The sequence below is a fragment of the Oligoflexus sp. genome (assembly GCF_035712445.1).
In the GTDB taxonomy this organism is placed as follows: Bacteria; Bdellovibrionota_B; Oligoflexia; order Oligoflexales; family Oligoflexaceae; genus Oligoflexus.
The window spans coordinates 24,751-40,951 of record NZ_DASTAT010000093.1 but is presented as its reverse complement, the minus strand read 5'-3'; the positions used below and the strand labels follow the sequence as shown (position 1 = coordinate 40,951).

27 protein-coding genes and 1 tRNA gene are annotated in these 16,201 nt (G+C 52.2%); 3 read left to right on the top strand and 25 right to left on the bottom strand.

The window, feature by feature from the left end; genetic code table 11:
* Positions 1-13 precede the first annotated feature (13 nt).
* The 25 genes from rpsM to rpsJ all read right to left on the bottom strand — a co-directional run bounded on the left by rpsM (position 14) and on the right by rpsJ (position 11,798).
* Entirely contained in the window at positions 14-385 is a 372-nt protein-coding gene (rpsM, locus tag VFO10_RS19895) for a 30S ribosomal protein S13 (RefSeq protein WP_141736451.1), read from the bottom strand.
* 11 nt (positions 386-396) lie between these two features.
* The gene (rpmJ, locus tag VFO10_RS19890; protein WP_141736452.1) at positions 397-510 is read right to left on the bottom strand and encodes a 50S ribosomal protein L36; all 114 of its coding nucleotides are present in this window, start codon (positions 508-510) and stop codon (positions 397-399) included.
* Between the two features lie 68 nt (positions 511-578).
* A complete protein-coding gene (infA, locus tag VFO10_RS19885; RefSeq protein WP_141736453.1) occupies positions 579-797 on the bottom strand; it encodes a translation initiation factor IF-1 in 219 nt (72 codons plus the stop codon).
* Positions 798-919: 122 nt separating this feature from the next.
* Positions 920-1,561: an adenylate kinase gene (locus tag VFO10_RS19880; RefSeq protein WP_325143436.1), complete on the bottom strand. Its 642-nt coding sequence runs from the start codon at positions 1,559-1,561 to the stop codon at positions 920-922.
* Positions 1,558-2,880 carry a preprotein translocase subunit SecY gene (gene secY, locus VFO10_RS19875; RefSeq protein ID WP_325143434.1) on the bottom strand — a complete coding sequence of 441 codons (1,323 nt, stop codon included), beginning with the start codon at positions 2,878-2,880 and terminating at the stop codon, positions 1,558-1,560. Before secY ends, VFO10_RS19880 begins: the two co-directional genes overlap by 4 nt.
* A gap of 2 nt (positions 2,881-2,882) precedes the next feature.
* On the bottom strand, positions 2,883-3,326 hold the full coding sequence (gene rplO / locus VFO10_RS19870) for a 50S ribosomal protein L15 (protein WP_325143432.1): 444 nt from the start codon (positions 3,324-3,326) through the stop codon (positions 2,883-2,885).
* A gap of 22 nt (positions 3,327-3,348) precedes the next feature.
* Positions 3,349-3,534 carry a 50S ribosomal protein L30 gene (rpmD, locus tag VFO10_RS19865; protein ID WP_141736456.1) on the bottom strand — a complete coding sequence of 62 codons (186 nt, stop codon included), beginning with the start codon at positions 3,532-3,534 and terminating at the stop codon, positions 3,349-3,351.
* Between the two features lie 26 nt (positions 3,535-3,560).
* Positions 3,561-4,055, bottom strand: a complete 495-nt coding sequence (gene rpsE / locus VFO10_RS19860; protein WP_325143607.1) for a 30S ribosomal protein S5 — start codon at positions 4,053-4,055, stop codon at positions 3,561-3,563.
* 126 nt (positions 4,056-4,181) lie between these two features.
* The gene (gene rplR / locus VFO10_RS19855; protein WP_325143430.1) at positions 4,182-4,538 is read right to left on the bottom strand and encodes a 50S ribosomal protein L18; all 357 of its coding nucleotides are present in this window, start codon (positions 4,536-4,538) and stop codon (positions 4,182-4,184) included.
* A gap of 17 nt (positions 4,539-4,555) precedes the next feature.
* Positions 4,556-5,098, bottom strand: coding sequence for a 50S ribosomal protein L6 (gene rplF, locus VFO10_RS19850; protein WP_325143428.1), 543 nt, complete (start codon positions 5,096-5,098; stop codon positions 4,556-4,558).
* Between the two features lie 12 nt (positions 5,099-5,110).
* Positions 5,111-5,509: a 30S ribosomal protein S8 gene (gene rpsH / locus VFO10_RS19845; protein ID WP_325143426.1), complete on the bottom strand. Its 399-nt coding sequence runs from the start codon at positions 5,507-5,509 to the stop codon at positions 5,111-5,113.
* Between the two features lie 24 nt (positions 5,510-5,533).
* Positions 5,534-5,719 carry a type Z 30S ribosomal protein S14 gene (locus VFO10_RS19840; protein ID WP_325143424.1) on the bottom strand — a complete coding sequence of 62 codons (186 nt, stop codon included), beginning with the start codon at positions 5,717-5,719 and terminating at the stop codon, positions 5,534-5,536.
* Between the two features lie 9 nt (positions 5,720-5,728).
* On the bottom strand, positions 5,729-6,277 hold the full coding sequence (gene rplE, locus VFO10_RS19835; RefSeq protein ID WP_141736461.1) for a 50S ribosomal protein L5: 549 nt from the start codon (positions 6,275-6,277) through the stop codon (positions 5,729-5,731).
* A gap of 28 nt (positions 6,278-6,305) precedes the next feature.
* The gene (rplN, locus tag VFO10_RS19830; protein ID WP_141736462.1) at positions 6,306-6,677 is read right to left on the bottom strand and encodes a 50S ribosomal protein L14; all 372 of its coding nucleotides are present in this window, start codon (positions 6,675-6,677) and stop codon (positions 6,306-6,308) included.
* Positions 6,678-6,710: 33 nt separating this feature from the next.
* Positions 6,711-6,989 carry a 30S ribosomal protein S17 gene (rpsQ, locus tag VFO10_RS19825; protein WP_141736463.1) on the bottom strand — a complete coding sequence of 93 codons (279 nt, stop codon included), beginning with the start codon at positions 6,987-6,989 and terminating at the stop codon, positions 6,711-6,713.
* Between the two features lie 13 nt (positions 6,990-7,002).
* A complete protein-coding gene (rpmC, locus tag VFO10_RS19820) occupies positions 7,003-7,215 on the bottom strand; it encodes a 50S ribosomal protein L29 (protein ID WP_325143417.1) in 213 nt (70 codons plus the stop codon).
* Positions 7,215-7,637: a 50S ribosomal protein L16 gene (rplP, locus tag VFO10_RS19815; RefSeq protein ID WP_325143415.1), complete on the bottom strand. Its 423-nt coding sequence runs from the start codon at positions 7,635-7,637 to the stop codon at positions 7,215-7,217. The genes rpmC and rplP overlap by 1 nt, the downstream gene beginning before the upstream one ends.
* A gap of 29 nt (positions 7,638-7,666) precedes the next feature.
* The gene (gene rpsC / locus VFO10_RS19810; protein WP_325143413.1) at positions 7,667-8,308 is read right to left on the bottom strand and encodes a 30S ribosomal protein S3; all 642 of its coding nucleotides are present in this window, start codon (positions 8,306-8,308) and stop codon (positions 7,667-7,669) included.
* A gap of 16 nt (positions 8,309-8,324) precedes the next feature.
* Positions 8,325-8,663: a 50S ribosomal protein L22 gene (gene rplV, locus VFO10_RS19805; protein ID WP_325143411.1), complete on the bottom strand. Its 339-nt coding sequence runs from the start codon at positions 8,661-8,663 to the stop codon at positions 8,325-8,327.
* Positions 8,664-8,681: 18 nt separating this feature from the next.
* Entirely contained in the window at positions 8,682-8,951 is a 270-nt protein-coding gene (rpsS, locus tag VFO10_RS19800) for a 30S ribosomal protein S19 (RefSeq protein ID WP_141736468.1), read from the bottom strand.
* A gap of 15 nt (positions 8,952-8,966) precedes the next feature.
* Positions 8,967-9,794 carry a 50S ribosomal protein L2 gene (gene rplB, locus VFO10_RS19795; RefSeq protein ID WP_325143408.1) on the bottom strand — a complete coding sequence of 276 codons (828 nt, stop codon included), beginning with the start codon at positions 9,792-9,794 and terminating at the stop codon, positions 8,967-8,969.
* Positions 9,795-9,814: 20 nt separating this feature from the next.
* The gene (gene rplW / locus VFO10_RS19790; RefSeq protein ID WP_325143407.1) at positions 9,815-10,102 is read right to left on the bottom strand and encodes a 50S ribosomal protein L23; all 288 of its coding nucleotides are present in this window, start codon (positions 10,100-10,102) and stop codon (positions 9,815-9,817) included.
* A gap of 1 nt (position 10,103) precedes the next feature.
* The gene (gene rplD / locus VFO10_RS19785) at positions 10,104-10,733 is read right to left on the bottom strand and encodes a 50S ribosomal protein L4 (RefSeq protein WP_325143404.1); all 630 of its coding nucleotides are present in this window, start codon (positions 10,731-10,733) and stop codon (positions 10,104-10,106) included.
* Between the two features lie 22 nt (positions 10,734-10,755).
* The gene (gene rplC, locus VFO10_RS19780; protein WP_325143402.1) at positions 10,756-11,409 is read right to left on the bottom strand and encodes a 50S ribosomal protein L3; all 654 of its coding nucleotides are present in this window, start codon (positions 11,407-11,409) and stop codon (positions 10,756-10,758) included.
* 77 nt (positions 11,410-11,486) lie between these two features.
* Complete coding sequence (gene rpsJ / locus VFO10_RS19775) at positions 11,487-11,798, bottom strand: 30S ribosomal protein S10 (protein WP_141736473.1); 312 nt, start codon at positions 11,796-11,798, stop codon at positions 11,487-11,489.
* A 274-nt stretch (positions 11,799-12,072) separates the two neighbouring features.
* Between rpsJ and VFO10_RS19770 the strand changes: the two genes are divergently transcribed.
* The 3 genes from VFO10_RS19770 to VFO10_RS19760 all read left to right on the top strand — a co-directional run bounded on the left by VFO10_RS19770 (position 12,073) and on the right by VFO10_RS19760 (position 15,867).
* Positions 12,073-13,062, top strand: a complete 990-nt coding sequence (locus VFO10_RS19770) for a hypothetical protein (protein WP_325143400.1) — start codon at positions 12,073-12,075, stop codon at positions 13,060-13,062.
* Positions 13,059-15,728 carry a hypothetical protein gene (locus VFO10_RS19765; protein ID WP_325143398.1) on the top strand — a complete coding sequence of 890 codons (2,670 nt, stop codon included), beginning with the start codon at positions 13,059-13,061 and terminating at the stop codon, positions 15,726-15,728. The genes VFO10_RS19770 and VFO10_RS19765 overlap by 4 nt, the downstream gene beginning before the upstream one ends.
* 63 nt (positions 15,729-15,791) lie before the next feature.
* Positions 15,792-15,867: transfer RNA gene (locus VFO10_RS19760), tRNA-His, on the top strand.
* Positions 15,868-16,201 lie beyond the last annotated feature (334 nt).

Genomic DNA, 16,201 nt, shown 5'->3' with positions numbered 1-16,201 from the left:
CCTTTTAACGCGGTTACTTCTTCTTGTTAGCAATCGTCTTACGAGGACCTTTACGCGTACGCGCGTTGGTCTTTGTACGCTGACCGCGAACAGGAAGGCCTTTACGATGACGCAGACCGCGGTAATTGCCCAAGTCGATGAGGCGCTTAATATTCAGCGAAACTTCACGGCGGAGGTCACCCTCAACCAGAATGCCTTCACCGTCGATCACTTTACGGATGGAGTTGACCTCTTCAGCGCTGAGTTCAGCAGCTTTCTTGGTCGCAGGGATACCAGCTTTTTCCGCGATGACGACAGCGGAACGACGGCCGATGCCGTAGATGCTCGTCAGTGCAATATCAACTCTTTTTTGACCAGGAAGGTCAACACCAGCAATACGTGCCATTCCCTAACTCCTTAGCCCTGTCTCTGTTTATGCTTTTTGACTTCACAGATCACGCGCAGCACGCCACTACGACGAACGACCTTGCACTTATCACAGATAGGCTTCACACTTGCTCTAACTTTCATCAAGAACCCTCTCGTATGACTAGGGCACGATTTGCGTCGTCATCCTTCGCTGTGCCCGCCCTATTCTTTTACTTTGCGCGGTAAACTATTCTTCCACGACCCAGATCATACGGAGAGATCTCCAGTTTGACCTTGTCACCGGGCAGGATGCGAATGAAGTGCATACGCATTTTGCCGCTAATATGAGCCAGAACTTCATGGCCGTTTTCGAGTTCAACCTTGAACATCGCATTGGGGAGTGGCTCTTTCACAACCCCTTCGACCTCGATAACATCTTCCTTGGCCATATAGCCTTCCTCGGATTTACGCCTGAATGCCCGCCCAGGGTTGACAGATGCGAAACTTTACACACTTGCCCCTGGTTCAGCAAGTGAAAACCGCTGATTCCCAGAACCCACAACTGCTTCGCTCAGGCGAGCGAACGAAGCTGAGCAGCGAGAGCCTTATACACACTTTCCGTCGTTCCGTTGCCGTCAACACGATGGTAGAGGCCAAGGTTCTTGTAAAAATCAAGAACCGGACGGGTTTCACTCTCGTAAACACCCAGACGGACCTTCACCTTCTCTTCTGTGTCATCAGGGCGCTGTATAACACCTGATCCACAGCGATCACAGATGCCATCCTTTTTAGGAGGGCTTGTGGTCACGTGGTAGCTCGCACCACAGTTGACACAGGTCCTACGGCCACTAATACGCTGAACCAACGCATTAGGATCGACTTCAAGATGAACCGCGCCGCGTACGCCTTCTTTACCGACCAACTCCTGAAGGGCCTTCGCTTGCGCCACGTTGCGAGGATAACCATCCAAAAGGATGGGAAAACCGCGCGCTGCGTCCAGCTCCGCCTTCAGGATGCCAAGAAGGACATCATCGGGGACCAGCTTGCCTTCGGCCATAATGGACTTGGCCTTGTTGCCGATCTCGGTGCCTTCCCTGATTTGCTTACGGAGGGCATCGCCGGTGGATATCTTCTTAAAACCTTCCCGCTCGGCGAGAAGGTCAGCTTGAGTTCCCTTGCCTGCGCCTGGGGCGCCCGTAAGGATGACTATCAACGCCGGCCTCCTCTGCTCCTGATACTTGTGTTCTTCATGAACGCCTCGTAACGGAGAGACTGGCGGTGCGCGTCAATCTGTCTAAATGTTTCCAACGCCACACCTACGATAATCAGAAGGCTGGTTCCACCGAAGTAGAACTGAACGTTGAAACTATCGGTGATCAATGAGGGGATCAAACAGATCGCACTCAGATAAAGAGCACCGGTCAGGGTCAGACGATTGATAATCTTACCCAAATATTCCGAGGTTCGAGCACCAGGACGGATACCAGGAATGAAGCCACCATGCTTCTTCAGGTTTTCCGCGATATCGTCGGGCTTGAACTGAATCGACGTGTAGAAGAATGAGAAGAAGATGATCATCGACAGGTACAGCACATTGTAGAGCCACCCGCCTGGGATCAAAACCGTTCCCACGACGCTTGCAAAAAGACCGGTTTTGGCGAACTGAGCCACCGTCACAGGAATCTGCAGAAGCGAGCTGGCAAAGATCGGAGGAATCACACCTGCGGTGTTGATACGAATGGGCAGATGCGAAGTCTGTCCGCCGTAAACCCGATTGCCAACCTGACGTTTTGCGTACTGAACCGGCACCTGACGCGCACCCTGTTCCATGAAGACCACACCTGCGGTGACGGCAATCACGATGAGCAGAAGGATAGCGATATGGGCAAGGTCCATTTCGGAGCTGTTGAACTTCTCGAACGTGTTACCGATAACCTTAGGCAAACCGGCCACGATACCGCAGAAGATGATGAGCGAGATACCGTTACCCACGCCGCGCTCGGTGATCTGCTCACCCAACCACATAACGAAGGCGGTACCAGCGGTCAAGGAAATGGCTGTCAGCACAGCCCAACTCGTACTGGGATCGGTCACAAAAGCGCCCGTCCCCATCGAGGAAGTCGACAGCGTCCGCGCGATCATGAAGCCCTGAACCAGAGCGATCACGATCGTGCCGTAACGCGTGTACTGAGTGATTTTCTTACGACCGGCTTCGCCTTCTTTCGAAAGCGCCTCCAGGTGGGGAACAATAACGGTCAAAAGCTGAGCGATAATAGAGGCCGAGATATAGGGCATCACGCCTAAGGCAAAAATACTGAACCTTTCGAGGGCACCACCTGAGAACATGTTAAACATGCCAAAGAGGTTGGCGCCTTGGCTTCTGAAAAACTCAGCCAAAGCCTCCGAATTGACCCCCGGGATCGGAACGTGCACCCCAATCCGGTAGAGAGCCAAGAAGCCCAGAGTAAACAGGATCTTCTTGGTCAAATGATTGAGTGTCACCTCAGGCAGAGATGATATCCGCTGTCCCACTATTAGATCTCCTCAACTTTACCGCCTGCCTTTTCCACTGCTGCTTTTGCTGCGCCACTTGTTTTGTGGAGCTTGATAGTCAAGGCTTTGGTCAGCTGGCCGCGACCAAGGAGCTTAACGGGCATATCAGGCTTGCGCAACAATCCACCTTGAGCCAACAACTCTGCGGTTACCACGGTACCCGCGTCAAAAGCGTTTAGAGCATCCAAGTTTATCGGATTGTATTCAATCCGAGAAGGATTTTTAAAACCGCGTTTGGGCAGACGACGGTACATAGGGGTTTGACCACCCTCGAAACCGGCGCGGACGTTACCGCTCTTACGGGCTTTTTGACCTTTATGGCCTTTACCCGAAGTGCCGCCTTTACCGCTACCAGGACCGCGACCAAGACGCTTCTTGTTCTTGTTCGATCCGGGGGCTGGATGCAAATTTTCCAACGACTTCATGATAGACTCCACTTAAGCATCCTTAGTCGTTTACCAACTCGTACTCGACGAGATGGCGGACTTTGTTGATCATCCCGCGGATGCAATTGTTATCCTTATGGACCTTCGTTTTGCCAATCCGGCCCAGACCGAGAGCGCGAACGACCTTGCGATTGTTCGGGTTGTTGCCGATCAGGCTCCGGGTTTGTCTGACAATAATCTTCGACATAGGGGAACTCCGCCTAGCGCGTTAAATTAAGCTTGTGCTTGCGCGTGACGAACCTGGTAAACCTCATGGGCTTCCTTACCGCGGTTCTTCGCATACTCTTCCAGGCTTTCCAGCTGCTGCAGGCCGTTGATCACAGCGCGAACCACGTTCTGGTGGTTACGTGTACCATGGACCTTACACACGATGTCCTGAATCCCTGCGAGTTCTGCGATGATACGCACTGCACCACCAGCGATGATGCCCTTACCTTTTTTGGCAGGATACATCAGAACCGTAGCGGAGCCGTACTTGCCGACGACTTCGAAAGGAATCGTTCCACCGTTCTTACGAACAGTGATCATGTTCTTCTTCGCTTGATCCGATCCCTTACGAATCGCATCAGGAACCTCGTTGGCTTTGCCAAGACCGAAGCCCACTTTATCTTTGCTATCGCCGACGACGATCAGAGCCGAGAAGCTGAAGCGACGACCACCTTTAACAACTTTGGCAACGCGGGCGATGTTCACAACTCTGTCTTGCAGGTTGTCTTCACCAGCAGTGTTACCTTGGTCACGGTCGCGCTTGTCTTGACGATCACGTCTGTCTTCGCGCTTGTTATCTTTAATTCCTATTTCTTTAGCCACTGACTTATGCCTCCAGCATGACTCTTAGAAATCCAGGCCACCTTCACGGGCACCTTCGGCCAAAGCCATGATCCGGCCGTGATAAGCATAACCGTTTTTATCAAACACAACTTTTGTAATGTTCTTGGCCTTGCAGGCTTCTGCCAGCTTTTTGCCAAGTTCAGCACAAACAGCTTTGTCAGCCCGCTCTTCGCTGCCTTTTTTGAAGCTGTGAACGTGAGCCAGAGTCACGCCTTTAGTGTCATCGATCACCTGAGCGTAAACGTGCCGGGCCGAGCGGAATACGCTCAGACGGGGACGTTCAGTCGTTCCAAAGATCTTTTTACGGATCCTGGTCTTGCGCTTATTACGCTGCGCATATTTCGAATTTGTGCTTGCCATGACGCAATCCTACCCCGTTATTTCTTACCGCCAGATTTACCAACTTTGGTGACGATCTTCTCGCTTTCGTAGCGGACGCCTTTACCGTGGTACGGCTCAGGTGGACGCAACGAGCGGATTTTCGCGGCTGTCTCGCCAACGTTCTCTTTCGAGGCGCCGGTGACGATAATGGTGGTGTTCTTGTCAACGTTCAGATCGACGCCTTCAACAGCTTCGAAGTAAACAGGATGACTGTAACCCAGAGAAAGGTTCAAACCTTTGCCCTGCTTCGCACCGCGATAACCTACGCCGACGAGAGTCAGACGTCTTTCATAGCCCTTTTGGCAACCTTCGATCATGTTGGCGATCAGAGTGCGGGTAAGGCCATGGAATTTCTTGTTTTCTTTGGTGTCAGCCACTGGACTAACGTTCAGCGTAGAACCTTCCTGAGCGACCTTGATCGAACGGTGAAGGGCTCTTTCCAGTTTGCCTTTGGGGCCTTTCACTTTAATAAGTGAGCCCTCTATTTTAACCTCGACCCCGCTTGGGACCGTGATCGGCTGTTTACCTATGCGTGACATATATAACCTCTATTAAAAGACGGAGCAGATATACTCGCCACCGATATTAAGCTTACGAGCATCGCGATCGGTCATGATACCTTTCGAGGTCGAAAGGATACCGACACCGAAACCGCTCTTCACGTAGGGAAGCTTGTCAGCCGTCACGTAAAGGCGACGGGAAGCTGTGCTCTGACGTTCGATTGTACGGATACCAGGCTTGCCATCTTCCGAATAGGCGAGGGCAATCTTCAGAATGCCTTGCTTATTGTCACGAATGGCTTTGTAATTACGTACGAAGCCTTCTTCGCGCAGGATATGAGCGATGGCGATCTTCATCTTCGAGGCTGGTACGCTCACGACTTCATGACCCGCTTTTTGTGCGTTCCGAACTCGTGTCAAAAGGTCTGCGATTGGATCATTAACTTGCATCGTCTCTCTTCTCCGACTGCTCTGTTACCAGGATGCTTTTGTCACGCCGGCCAGCAGACCATTCAAGGCCATTTGCCGGAAGCAGATACGACAGATCCCGAACTTACGGAAAACGGCTTTTGGCCGACCGCATTTGTTGCATCGAGTATAAGCGCGAGTCGAGAACTTCGGCGTGCGCTTAGCTTTTTCGATCATTGATTTCTTAGCCATGGTCGCTCCTTAGCTTTTTCTGAAGGGGAAGTTGAACTTTTCCAACAGCGCCTTGGCTTCGATATCGTTCTTGGCGCTCATCACGATCGTGATACCCAGACCGCGGATACGATCGACTTTATCGTATTCGATCTCTGGGAAAATGATCTGCTCTTTCACGCCGAGAGTATAGTTGCCGCGACCATCAAAAGCCTTGGGCGAGAAACCGCGGAAGTCGCGGATACGAGGGATTGACACGTTGATAAGACGGTCAAGGAACTCGTACATGCGCTGACGACGCAGGGTCACGCTACAGCCGATGGGCAAGCCAGCACGCAGCTTAAAGCCTGCGATCGCTTTCTTGGATTTGGTTGTCACAGCTTTTTGACCTGTGATTTTCTCAAGGTCTGCCACAGCGCCTTCCAGAATCTTATGGTTCTGAACGGCTTCGCCTTGGCCGATGTTGACAACGATTTTCTTGATCTGTGGAATTTCGTTAGGATTTTCCAATCCCAGCTCTTTCCCCAGCTGCTCACGGATCTTGTTGTATTGGTCTTGTAGACGAGGAACGTTAGCCATCACGGACACCTTTATTTTCTGTCGATGATTAGAGGACTTCAGGTGCCAGAGACGCGATACGGACAAAACCTTTTTGCCGTACTTCACGCGCTACCGGTCCAAAGATACGAGTCCCAACGGGCTCGTTGTCTTTACCCTTGATCAGCACCGCTGCGTTCTCGTCAAACTTGATCGTGCTGCCGTCTTTACGTTGGACTTCTTTTGCAGTCCGCACGATCACAGCCTTATGAACGCTACCTTTTTTCACTTTGCTATTGGGCAGAGCTTCTTTCACGGACACGACGATGGTGTCGCCTACGGTCGCGAAGCGCTTTTTACTGCCGCCCAGTACTTTGAAACACTTCAGGACTTTCGCCCCGGAGTTGTCACCACTGAGTAGTACGGATTCCATCTGGATCATATTAAAGCCCTTTGGTCTTGCATCTATCTGCCATTACTCGGCGACAAGCTCGCCCGCTTTTTGCACGATTTTCAAGAGATCAAAGCGCTTACGAGCGCTATGGGGCCGAGAAGGGATGATCAGTACGGAATCACCGATTCGGCTTTCGTTCTTTTCGTCGTGGAACATCAGTTTGGTACGGCGTTTCATGTATTTGCCGTAACGGGGATGTTTCACAAGGTGCTCAACAGTGACAACGCGCGATTTCTGCATCTTGTCAGAGGTGACAACACCGAACACTGGCTTGGACTTCTTTTCTTTTTGTTCAGACATTGCTCACTACCCCTCAAGCTTTCGCACGAGCTTTTTCGTTTTGCACAGTGAGGAGACGGGCAAGGGTCTTGCGCAGCTTCTTCACTTTGCTCACATTCACTGCTGGCGCTGTATAGATGTCCATACGAATTTCAGCAAGCTTTTTTCGCACTTCACCTGCAGCACTCTGCAATTCACCTTTGTCTTTCGACCGCAGCTCATCGGCTGTAATTTTAAAGTAATCCATTATGACCAGGGATCCTCCGATTTAGTCAGCAGTTTGGTTCTGATCGGCAGTTTCGACCCTGCGAGTTCCAAAGCTTGCGCTGCGACTTCAGGTGTAACACCGTCCATCTCGTAGAGGACCCGACCGGGTTTGATGTAAGCAACGTAGAATTCCACGTTACCTTTACCCTTACCCATCCGCACCTCAAGAGGTTTCTTGGTTACGGGATGATCAGGGAAGATATTGATCCAGACGCGACCACCGCGTTTGATGTGGCGTGTCATCGCAATACGGGCTGCTTCGATCTGGCGAGCAGTGATTTTGCCTGCTTCCAGAGCCTGAAGGCCAAAGTCACCGAAAGACAGCTTCGATCCGCGCTCGGCTTCACCTTTGATGCGGCCTTTATGCTGCTTTCTGAATTTCATTTTCTTTGGAGATAGCATCGCACTTTCCTCTTGCTGCTACGGACCGCTTATTGATCGGTCAGAATGTCGCCTTTGTAGATCCAGACCTTAATCCCGATCAAACCATAGGTGGTCAAAGCTTCGGCTGTGCCGTAGTCAATGTCCGCACGCAGGGTATGGAGGGGAACGCGACCTTCGCGATATTTCTCGATCCGGGACATATCCGCACCACCGAGACGACCCGAACAGCTGACCTTGATACCTTTGGCGCCGGCTTTGATCGCGGAAGCGATCACTTTTTTCATCGCGCGGCGGAAGGATACCCGGCGAACCAGCTGCTGCTTAATGTTTTGAGCAGCAAGGTTGGCATCGGCGTCTGGTTTTTGGATTTCGTAGACGTTCACATTGGGATCGCCCGACGAAAGTTTGCAGATCTTAACCAGTTCGTCTTTCAGACTCTCTGCGCCTGCACCTTTCTTGCCGATGATGATACCAGGGCGGCTCGAAAAGATGTTCACGCGCATGTTAGCGGCTGCACGCTCGATCTCTACTTTCGATACACCGGCGCTGTCGAACTTCTTCATGATGTAGTCGCGAATGCGCAGGTCTTCGTGCAGGAATTTTGCGTAATCATTTTTTGCATACCAGCGCGAGGCCCAGGGGCGTGTGATACCGGTACGAAAACCAATTGGATTTACTTTCTGTCCCACGGATCCTACCCTTCCCTTAAATCTCAGCCAGTTTAACGATGATGTGTGACGAACGCTTCTTCACCTGTGTCGCACGACCTTGCGCGCGGGGCAGGTAACGCTTCAACTTCTCACCTTCGTTGACATAGGCTTCTTGCACAACGAGACGGTCGATGTCGACAGTCGAGGTCGAAGTTGCATTCGCCATGGCGGACTGAATGAGTTTCGAGAAAAGAGGAGAAGCCTTCTTATTGGTCACCCGGAGTGCATCCAGAGCGACCGCGACGGGCATCCCTCTAACGAGATCAGCTACCAGCCGCGCTTTGCGCGGGGCGATTCGCGTGTTCCGAAGAACTGCTTGATACTGACGTTCCAAAGCTAGCTCCCTTTATCTTTACTTTTTGCCTTTTTTGTCAGACCCGTGGCCGAAGTAGGTGCGCGTTGGAGCGAATTCACCTAGCTTATGGCCGACCATATTCTCGGACACGAACACTGGAACAAATTTCTTCCCGTTGTGTACGAGGAAATTCAGGCCGACAAAGTCAGGAACGATCGTCGAGCGACGGCTCCAGGTTTTGATCGGCTTCTTATCTTTAAGAGCCTGCTCGGCTTTCTTATAGAGATAGCCATCCACGAAGGGGCCTTTTTTAACTGAACGAGCCACTGAGCATACCTCCCATTACTTGCTTTTACGACGGCGGATGATATCCTTGTCCGTGCGCTTATTATGACGGGTCTTGTGACCTTTCGTCTGCACAGCCCAAGGAGTACATGGGTGACGACCACCGGATGTACGACCTTCACCACCACCGTGAGGGTGATCGACCGGGTTCATAGCCACACCGCGAACAGTGGGACGAATACCCAACCAGCGAGTACGGCCGGCTTTACCGATTTTCACGTTGAAATGGTCAGAGTTGGAGACCACACCGATGGTTGCGTAGCATTCTTCACGAACGCGGCGCATTTCACCGGAAGGCATGCGGAGCTGAGCGTAACCGTCTACACGGCCGACCAGCTGAGCGGAAACGCCAGCGCTACGAGCCAGCTGACCGCCTTTACCCACCTTCATCTCGATATTGTGTACCGGAGTACCGAAGGGGATGCTCTTCAAAGGCATGGCATTACCGGGTTTCACGTCTACAGTCGCAGCCGCGAGAACTTCGTCACCTTTTTTAAGGCCGTCCGGAGCCAGGATATAACGACGCTCACCGTCTTTGTAGACGATACGAGCGATGAATGCGGTCCGGTTAGGATCGTATTCGATGTACTCAACGCGTCCCGAGATATCACGCTTGTCGCGCTTGAAGTCGATCAGACGGTAGTGGCGACGAGCGCCACCGCCCTGATGGCGAACCGTAATACGGCCCGTGTTGTTGCGGCCGCCGTTTCTCTTTGTAGACTCTACGAGAGGACCGTACGGTTCCACGCGATCAAGGACACTGTAATCAACAACGGAGGTACCGCGTTGAGATGCTGATGTCGGTTTGTATTGCTTGATAGCCATAACGTTTACCAGTCCCTTCGTTATTGGTCTTCAAAGATCGGCAGTTTCGAACCAGCAACCAGCTTCACGATCGCTTTTTTGACCAGCGAAGTCTGGGAGTAGCGAGCGCCGCGACGCTTGAACTTACCGCGTTGAATCAAAGTGCGAACCGATTCCACTTTCACATCCCAAAGAGCCGCAACAGCTTTCTTGACGTCTTCTTTGGTGGCATCTTTCTGCACGATGAAAGTGTATTTGCCTTGAGCTTCACGAACGCCGTTCGATTTTTCCGACAGAACTGGGCGAACGATCACATGAAATGGATGCATGTTATGCTTCCTCACTAACGCGAGCGTTGAGAGCTTCCAGAGCTTTTTCGCTGATGACCAGAGTCTCGTAGCGAAGCAGATCCATAGCGTTGAAATCCAGAGGCGACTTGGCTTCTGCACCGTGGATGTTGCGTGCCGAACGATAAAGGAAATCGTCTTCACGAACGTCGGAGAGCAGAGCTTTTGGCGCGTTCAGGGCTTTCAGGGCGCCGAGCACAGCTTTGGTCGAATACGCGTTAACGCCTGCGAAGTCGCTAACAACAACCAGTTTGCCGTGACGAGCTTTGTCGGAGAGAGCAACGCGAATGGCGAGATCTTTCACCTTCTTGTTGATCTTCAGACGGTAGTCACGAGGCTGAGGACCGTGGGCCACAGCACCACCTGGACGGTTATGGGCGCGGGTCGAACCAGCGCGAGCACCACCAGTACCCTTTTGCTTATAAGGCTTCTTACCACCGCCGCTCACGTAGGCGCGGGTTTTGGTAGCGTGCGTACCTTGGCGTTGGTTGGCCAGGTAGGCTTTTACCACGTGGTGAAGAACGTGATCGTTAAGTTCAACGTTGTAGATCGAATCCGGAAGGTCGATCGACTTGACGTTGTTACCCTTGATGTCTTTGACTTGGACTTGCATGATTATCCATTCCCCCTAGAACTCATTTTTTGAGTTCTTTGGCTTTCACAGAAGGTTTGATGATAACAAAGCCATTGCGGAACCCGGGAACGGAGCCTTTGAGAGCAATAACATTGGCTTCCACATCGACATCGACGACTTTCAGGTTCTGAACAGTAACCTGCACGCAACCCATGTGACCCGGAACTTCTTTGTTCTTAAATACGCGACCTGGGGTCGTTCTCATACCGAGCGAACCAGGCAAGCGATAGAAGTTCGAACCGTGCGAACGGCGACCCGAGGAGTGACCCCAGCGTGTAATCGCACCTTCGAAGCCGTGACCCTTGGTCACGCCGGTGACATCAACAGCGCCCACTTCCGAGAATGCGGAAGCGTTCATTGCGGTACCAATGTTCACGCCATCAAGCGTGCCTTCGGTACGGAATTCCTTGAAACGGGTGTAACTTTCGCCAACCGAGACCTTGCGAAGACGAGCCACATCGGGCTTGCTCAGCTTGCGCTCTGGTTTTTCGTAGTAACCCACCTGAATGCCATGATAGCCATCGCGCTCAGGAGTCAGGATCTTGGTAACTTTTTGACCTTCGATTTTGAGAAGAGTCACGGGAATCATTTGACCTTCAGCGTCCAAGACCCGGGTCATTCCCACTTTTTTTGCGATTAGTCCGTGAATTGTCATGACTTATATTCAACCTGCTGTTGAGTTATTCGGTTCCTAAAGCGACCGTTCAGAAAACGACAACAACCGCACTCTGCTTAGTAGAGTTTGATCTCGACGTCGACTCCAGCTGCCAAATCGAGCTTCATCAAAGCATCGATTGTCTGCGCTTTAGCATCCATGATGTCGAGAACGCGCTTGTGTGTGCGGATCTCAAACTGCTCACGCGATTTTTTATCGACGTGCGGACTGCGCAGGACTGTGAAACGGTTGATCGAGGTGGGCAGTGGTATAGGACCAGCGACTCGCGCTCCCGTCCGTTTCGCACGCTCTACGATTTCGACCGCAGATTGATCAAGCAATCGGTGGTCGTACCCCTTGAGACGAATTCTAATGTTTTGACTACTCATAATTCCCAAACCTAGTCAATCTGGATAGGGTTACGAAACAAACCGAGGCAAGATAGTGATGAGCATCACCGGCATGTGGCATTGGCTTGCTTGTTCGCAGGCTTACCTCGATAGTGGAGACCGGGTTATATTACTGAGGCCTTTGGGTGTCAAGGTTTTTATAGGAAGCTTTTGGAGAAGTTAGAATTCATCTTCCAATGTCGTATCGACTTGGGCATGATGATGAAACCCGACGCTTCGCCGGGAAATCAAGGCTTTTGATGAATGAGTCAGAATGAAACACGCCGTCGCCATGATGCTGGGCGTAATGACTTCGGTCGCCCATGCGGAAGGACTTTTACCCTGTCAGCTGAAGTCTGACAAATGGTTGATCTATAATCCCTACACTGCCTGCGTGTCGGGCTACCTCGAAGTATCCGAACGAGCATTGGGTGATACTAATCAAACACGAGACGACACCGCTGCCTTGGCTCAACTCTATGGTTCAGTTGCTCTCGGGCATTGGATTTCACTGCACGCCAAGGGTGCTTATACACGGCAGGCCTCGATCAACGAGGACAGAGTCCGCGATTATAAACGCGCGGAGCAGGCTTTTATCCAGCTCGGGCATCCCGTGGTGGATCCCTTCTACGCGTCGGCTGGACGCCTGGATGCCCCATTTGGACTGAATCACGATGTGTTTCGCCTGAATTTGCCAAGTCGGGCCCGAAGGTTATGGCTCACGAGTGTTAACGGCGGTCGCATTGGGATTGGTTCACGGGAAGGCTACCGATTGGAAGTCGGCACCAGCAATCTCGTTCAACCCGATCCTGTCACGGGCGAGGAACGTAATGTCATCAGCGGCCGCATTGTTCGCACCATCGACCTTCTCGAAGGCGCCCGGCTCATGGCCTCTTATGCGGCGTCTTCGGACTATGGGCAGAGACGGATGGGGCTGGCAACGCTGGTTCATCATGAAGAAAACCGCACGAGTTTCGAATGGATTCGGGTGACGGAAGCGTCGATCCCGGATTACTTCGATCAGGTTTTTCGCTTTGTGCATGAGCAGCAGCTGAAAGACTGGAACTGGGTCCTTGGGATCGAGGAGCTGCGCAAGGATTCCTATCGCATCAGCTGGGGGGCCCGGCGGCCCTGGGTTTACGATCTGGTGGGCAGTATGAGCCTTCATTATCAAAGGGAGCGAACAGAGCCGCGTCATCACTGGGTGGTGATGGTGGGAGTGGGCTACGGCCGAGCATGGACTTGGGAGGAACAGGTTCCATGAGATTTTGGTGGCTTCTATTTTGCTTGTGTTCGCAGCTGGCCCTGGCGCAATCCTCGCAGCTCGAGAAGGACTTCCGCCAGGAAAACGATGATAAGATTGATGCCTATGAATCCATAAGCCGGGTCATCAAAAATTCCACGCTGGCCTCGAGCCTCGCATCCGGTGCGGACAGCATCAATCGTTCTGTCGATTCGCTCATGGAAAGCTTGTTTTATAGCCTGATGGATCAGGATATCCGCCTGCGCGCCAGCGACAGCATGTCGCTCGTCAGCAGCTATCGACGTGATGTGCATCCGACCAACATCGGCACCTATGTGGTGGTCGACAGGTTTCAGTTGGGGCCGGATTTTCTGCGGGAACTTGGGCGCGTGCGCGGTTTGCCTTTGACGTTCAACGGTCAAAGTCAGCTTTTCGTGACCAACGCCACGTATCGAAGTGAAGCCTCGCGCAAGGCCGAGGAGCAGAAGGCTGGATTCTGGACGGAGCTTTTCGCGAATTGGTTTGGTGGACTCCCGTTTTTGACGACGATCCTTCCGCCGTCCTTCAACCCTTTGGAACTCTACGATCCCGTCACCTATCTGAGCACACCCTTCCTTTTCCCTTCGACGATCGAGCATGCCCTGGAACTTCCCATCGGCAATATCCGAAGTTACGGTATCAGCGGCGGGGCCTCCCTGGGTATTGATACCGCTGGCCGCACTGCGAAATCCCTTCAGGAATCCCTGGGTCTGAGCGACCTGGATTTGACCATTCCGCTCTCTGTTTTTCGAGATGGGGAACATAAAATCAGTGTGTTACGTCGGAATCAGTCCCATGTTTGGCTGGCCCTGAGCGAGGTTCGGCGGATCGGTACCGCCCTTCAGACGACTTTGGGCAAGGATTACATGGTGTTTCAGAAGATGGTGAAGTGGTGGGCGGGGGTGCCGGCGCCCATTACTCCCGTGGATTTTGATCTGCAACGCGCGAGAATTTTTCAGATTGATGAGCTTTATGACTTTGACCTGACGCGGGAAGGCGCCCGGCAGGCGTTTACCGAGGCGCTGCATGGGGATTTTAAAAAAGCGCGGGCGTTGACCGGACAGCTGCAGGGACAGACGAGCAAACCGGATAAAACGAGCGGCGTGACCTTTCAGTTCTATCGCGTGACGACACGCAATGAAACGGGGCTGAAACAGGAGCGCAGCTTTTATGTTTCGCAGAGTCAAAGGCAGAAGACGTTTGGGGTTGGTGAAAGCCTGACGACGGACCGCGAAGGTGAATTTATGAACCTGGAAGCGGAGCAGTTTCTGCACGATCGGAATTGGAACCTTTTGGTTGGCGCCGATACGATGGAGATTCGGCATAAGCTTTCGATTCCTGTTCGGAAGGAAAAAGGCCCCGGAAAATCGAGTCGGTTTGTGCTGACGGCGAACGCTGCGAATCCTTTGTATATGACGGCGTCGCTGCGCATCATTGATAACTTTGTGGATGTGCGGGATTACAATCGGACGCTTGAACTTCTGCGGCGCTATACAGGGCTGGCGATTGATGACGTGCCGGAGATCGAGCTGTTTGCGAAGGATGTTGAGAAGAGGCTGATGCGTGAGCAGGCGCTGGTGAATCCGATGGATGAGGTATTTGCGCAGCCTGTTTCCGCAACGCACCTTGGGAAATTGAGTGCGACGGCTCACCTTTATTTTGCGCATGATTTGATGATTGCCCTGGCGCGGAAGGATGAGCGCGCGATGTGGATGGCTTTGGCCAATGCCTTTGGCGCCAGTCCCAAAAAGTGGGCCCGCGAGGGACCGGATGAGAGCATGTATTATTATGCGAACCTTGCGGGTTCTTATGCTCTGATGCCTCTGCGGCTTTTGAATATTGAGCCGGGTTATCCGGAAGTGGCAGCGGAGGCGAGGCGTTTGCGGAAAGGTTTTGATGCCCTTCTGAAGGCCAAGGAGCCTTTGGATATCCTTGAGGCCTATCAGAAGATTATGGATACGCAGCATCCTGTGGAATTCATGCAGGCGCTCGGGGAAATGGCCAAGGGTTTGCCGGTGCCGATCGTGGTGGGATTCAATGCGCAAAGTCAGGAGCGCGGGAAAGATAGCGAGGATGTGCGGACGGCTAAAAAGCAGTTTGAAACTTTGAATGATAAGGTTTTTGAATCGCCGTGGCCGATTCCGCCTTTGAAACGGGATCAGAGCGTTGAAGAAAAACTGGCGAATTTTCTGCCGGGTGGTTATCGGGATCCGCGGCCGACTCCCAAGCTTTTGAAGACCAAGGTTACTTTGGATCGTTCGGGGCCGTTTGGTCGGTCCGGCGGGGAACTTCGGCTGCAGCTTTCCATTCGGAATATGTCAATTGCACACGGGAATCTGCAGGTTTACGTGCGCTTTGAGCAGCATGGGGCGATTAATCTCGGGCGTTTCGTTCTGACGGAGAATATCGTGCGTCTGTCTCCGGATATCAGCAATACGACTCTCGGACCGCGTCGGAATCGGACGGAGACCTTCCAGCTGACTCTGAACGGACCCGGAGGATTGCCTGATACCAAGTTCCTGGACGAGGCCATTGCCAACGGCGACGCGTTTGACATGCATATCAGCCTGAGTGAAGACGGCGAGAGCTGGAGCCAGGAGCAAACCATGTCATTCGCCATCGAGAATGGGCTTCTTAAAAATCTTTGAAATGCCCCGGGCTATTGGGTTGACAAAAGCAATAGGCCGGGTAATATCACGCTCTCCCGTATGGTGGGTGTGGCGAAGTGGTTAACGCATCGGATTGTGATTCCGACATACGTGGGTTCAATCCCCATCACCCACCCCATACGACCCTCGACGAGAACCCCTGAAAAATATGTCATCACGTTTTCTGAGTGGTTTGAGTTCCCGGTCACTCCTCTATATCTCCATCAAGAATACCTGCGAAAAAAATATGTCGACGAGAATCTCTCGGCGGATGAAGCTGCGTCTGGAATTGCCTGTGAAGCCGTCTCGAGGAAGAAAAATGCCTTTTGTTGGTTTGCTGGCAAGGAGAAATATTCAATATCAAAGACGAAGATTTTGAAATTGAAACAGTGCAAAGTTTCAATTCTATTTTAACTATAGTTTCAATATGTTACACGAATCATTCTCCACTATAAAATCGCTCTCAGTCAGAA

Excerpts from the sequence above, each read along its gene's own strand:
- rpsM (WP_141736451.1), bottom strand. The coding sequence starts at position 385 with ATGGCACGTATTGCTGGTGTTGACCTTCCTGGTCAAAAAAGAGTTGAT.
- rpmJ (WP_141736452.1), bottom strand. The coding sequence starts at position 510 with ATGAAAGTTAGAGCAAGTGTGAAGCCTATCTGTGATAAGTGCAAGGTC.
- infA (WP_141736453.1), bottom strand. The coding sequence starts at position 797 with ATGGCCAAGGAAGATGTTATCGAGGTCGAAGGGGTTGTGAAAGAGCCA.
- rplO (WP_325143432.1), bottom strand. The coding sequence starts at position 3,326 with ATGAAGTCGTTGGAAAATTTGCATCCAGCCCCCGGATCGAACAAGAAC.
- rpmD (WP_141736456.1), bottom strand. The coding sequence starts at position 3,534 with ATGTCGAAGATTATTGTCAGACAAACCCGGAGCCTGATCGGCAACAAC.
- rplR (WP_325143430.1), bottom strand. The coding sequence starts at position 4,538 with ATGGCAAGCACAAATTCGAAATATGCGCAGCGTAATAAGCGCAAGACC.
- rplF (WP_325143428.1), bottom strand. The coding sequence starts at position 5,098 with ATGTCACGCATAGGTAAACAGCCGATCACGGTCCCAAGCGGGGTCGAG.
- rpsH (WP_325143426.1), bottom strand. The coding sequence starts at position 5,509 with ATGCAAGTTAATGATCCAATCGCAGACCTTTTGACACGAGTTCGGAAC.
- VFO10_RS19840 (WP_325143424.1), bottom strand. The coding sequence starts at position 5,719 with ATGGCTAAGAAATCAATGATCGAAAAAGCTAAGCGCACGCCGAAGTTC.
- rplE (WP_141736461.1), bottom strand. The coding sequence starts at position 6,277 with ATGGCTAACGTTCCTCGTCTACAAGACCAATACAACAAGATCCGTGAG.
- rplN (WP_141736462.1), bottom strand. The coding sequence starts at position 6,677 with ATGATCCAGATGGAATCCGTACTACTCAGTGGTGACAACTCCGGGGCG.
- rpsQ (WP_141736463.1), bottom strand. The coding sequence starts at position 6,989 with ATGTCTGAACAAAAAGAAAAGAAGTCCAAGCCAGTGTTCGGTGTTGTC.
- rpmC (WP_325143417.1), bottom strand. The coding sequence starts at position 7,215 with ATGGATTACTTTAAAATTACAGCCGATGAGCTGCGGTCGAAAGACAAA.
- rplP (WP_325143415.1), bottom strand. The coding sequence starts at position 7,637 with ATGCTATCTCCAAAGAAAATGAAATTCAGAAAGCAGCATAAAGGCCGC.
- rplB (WP_325143408.1), bottom strand. The coding sequence starts at position 9,794 with ATGGCTATCAAGCAATACAAACCGACATCAGCATCTCAACGCGGTACC.
- rplW (WP_325143407.1), bottom strand. The coding sequence starts at position 10,102 with ATGCATCCATTTCATGTGATCGTTCGCCCAGTTCTGTCGGAAAAATCG.
- rplD (WP_325143404.1), bottom strand. The coding sequence starts at position 10,733 with ATGCAAGTCCAAGTCAAAGACATCAAGGGTAACAACGTCAAGTCGATC.
- rplC (WP_325143402.1), bottom strand. The coding sequence starts at position 11,409 with ATGACAATTCACGGACTAATCGCAAAAAAAGTGGGAATGACCCGGGTC.
- rpsJ (WP_141736473.1), bottom strand. The coding sequence starts at position 11,798 with ATGAGTAGTCAAAACATTAGAATTCGTCTCAAGGGGTACGACCACCGA.
- VFO10_RS19770 (WP_325143400.1), top strand. The coding sequence starts at position 12,073 with ATGAAACACGCCGTCGCCATGATGCTGGGCGTAATGACTTCGGTCGCC.
- VFO10_RS19765 (WP_325143398.1), top strand. The coding sequence starts at position 13,059 with ATGAGATTTTGGTGGCTTCTATTTTGCTTGTGTTCGCAGCTGGCCCTG.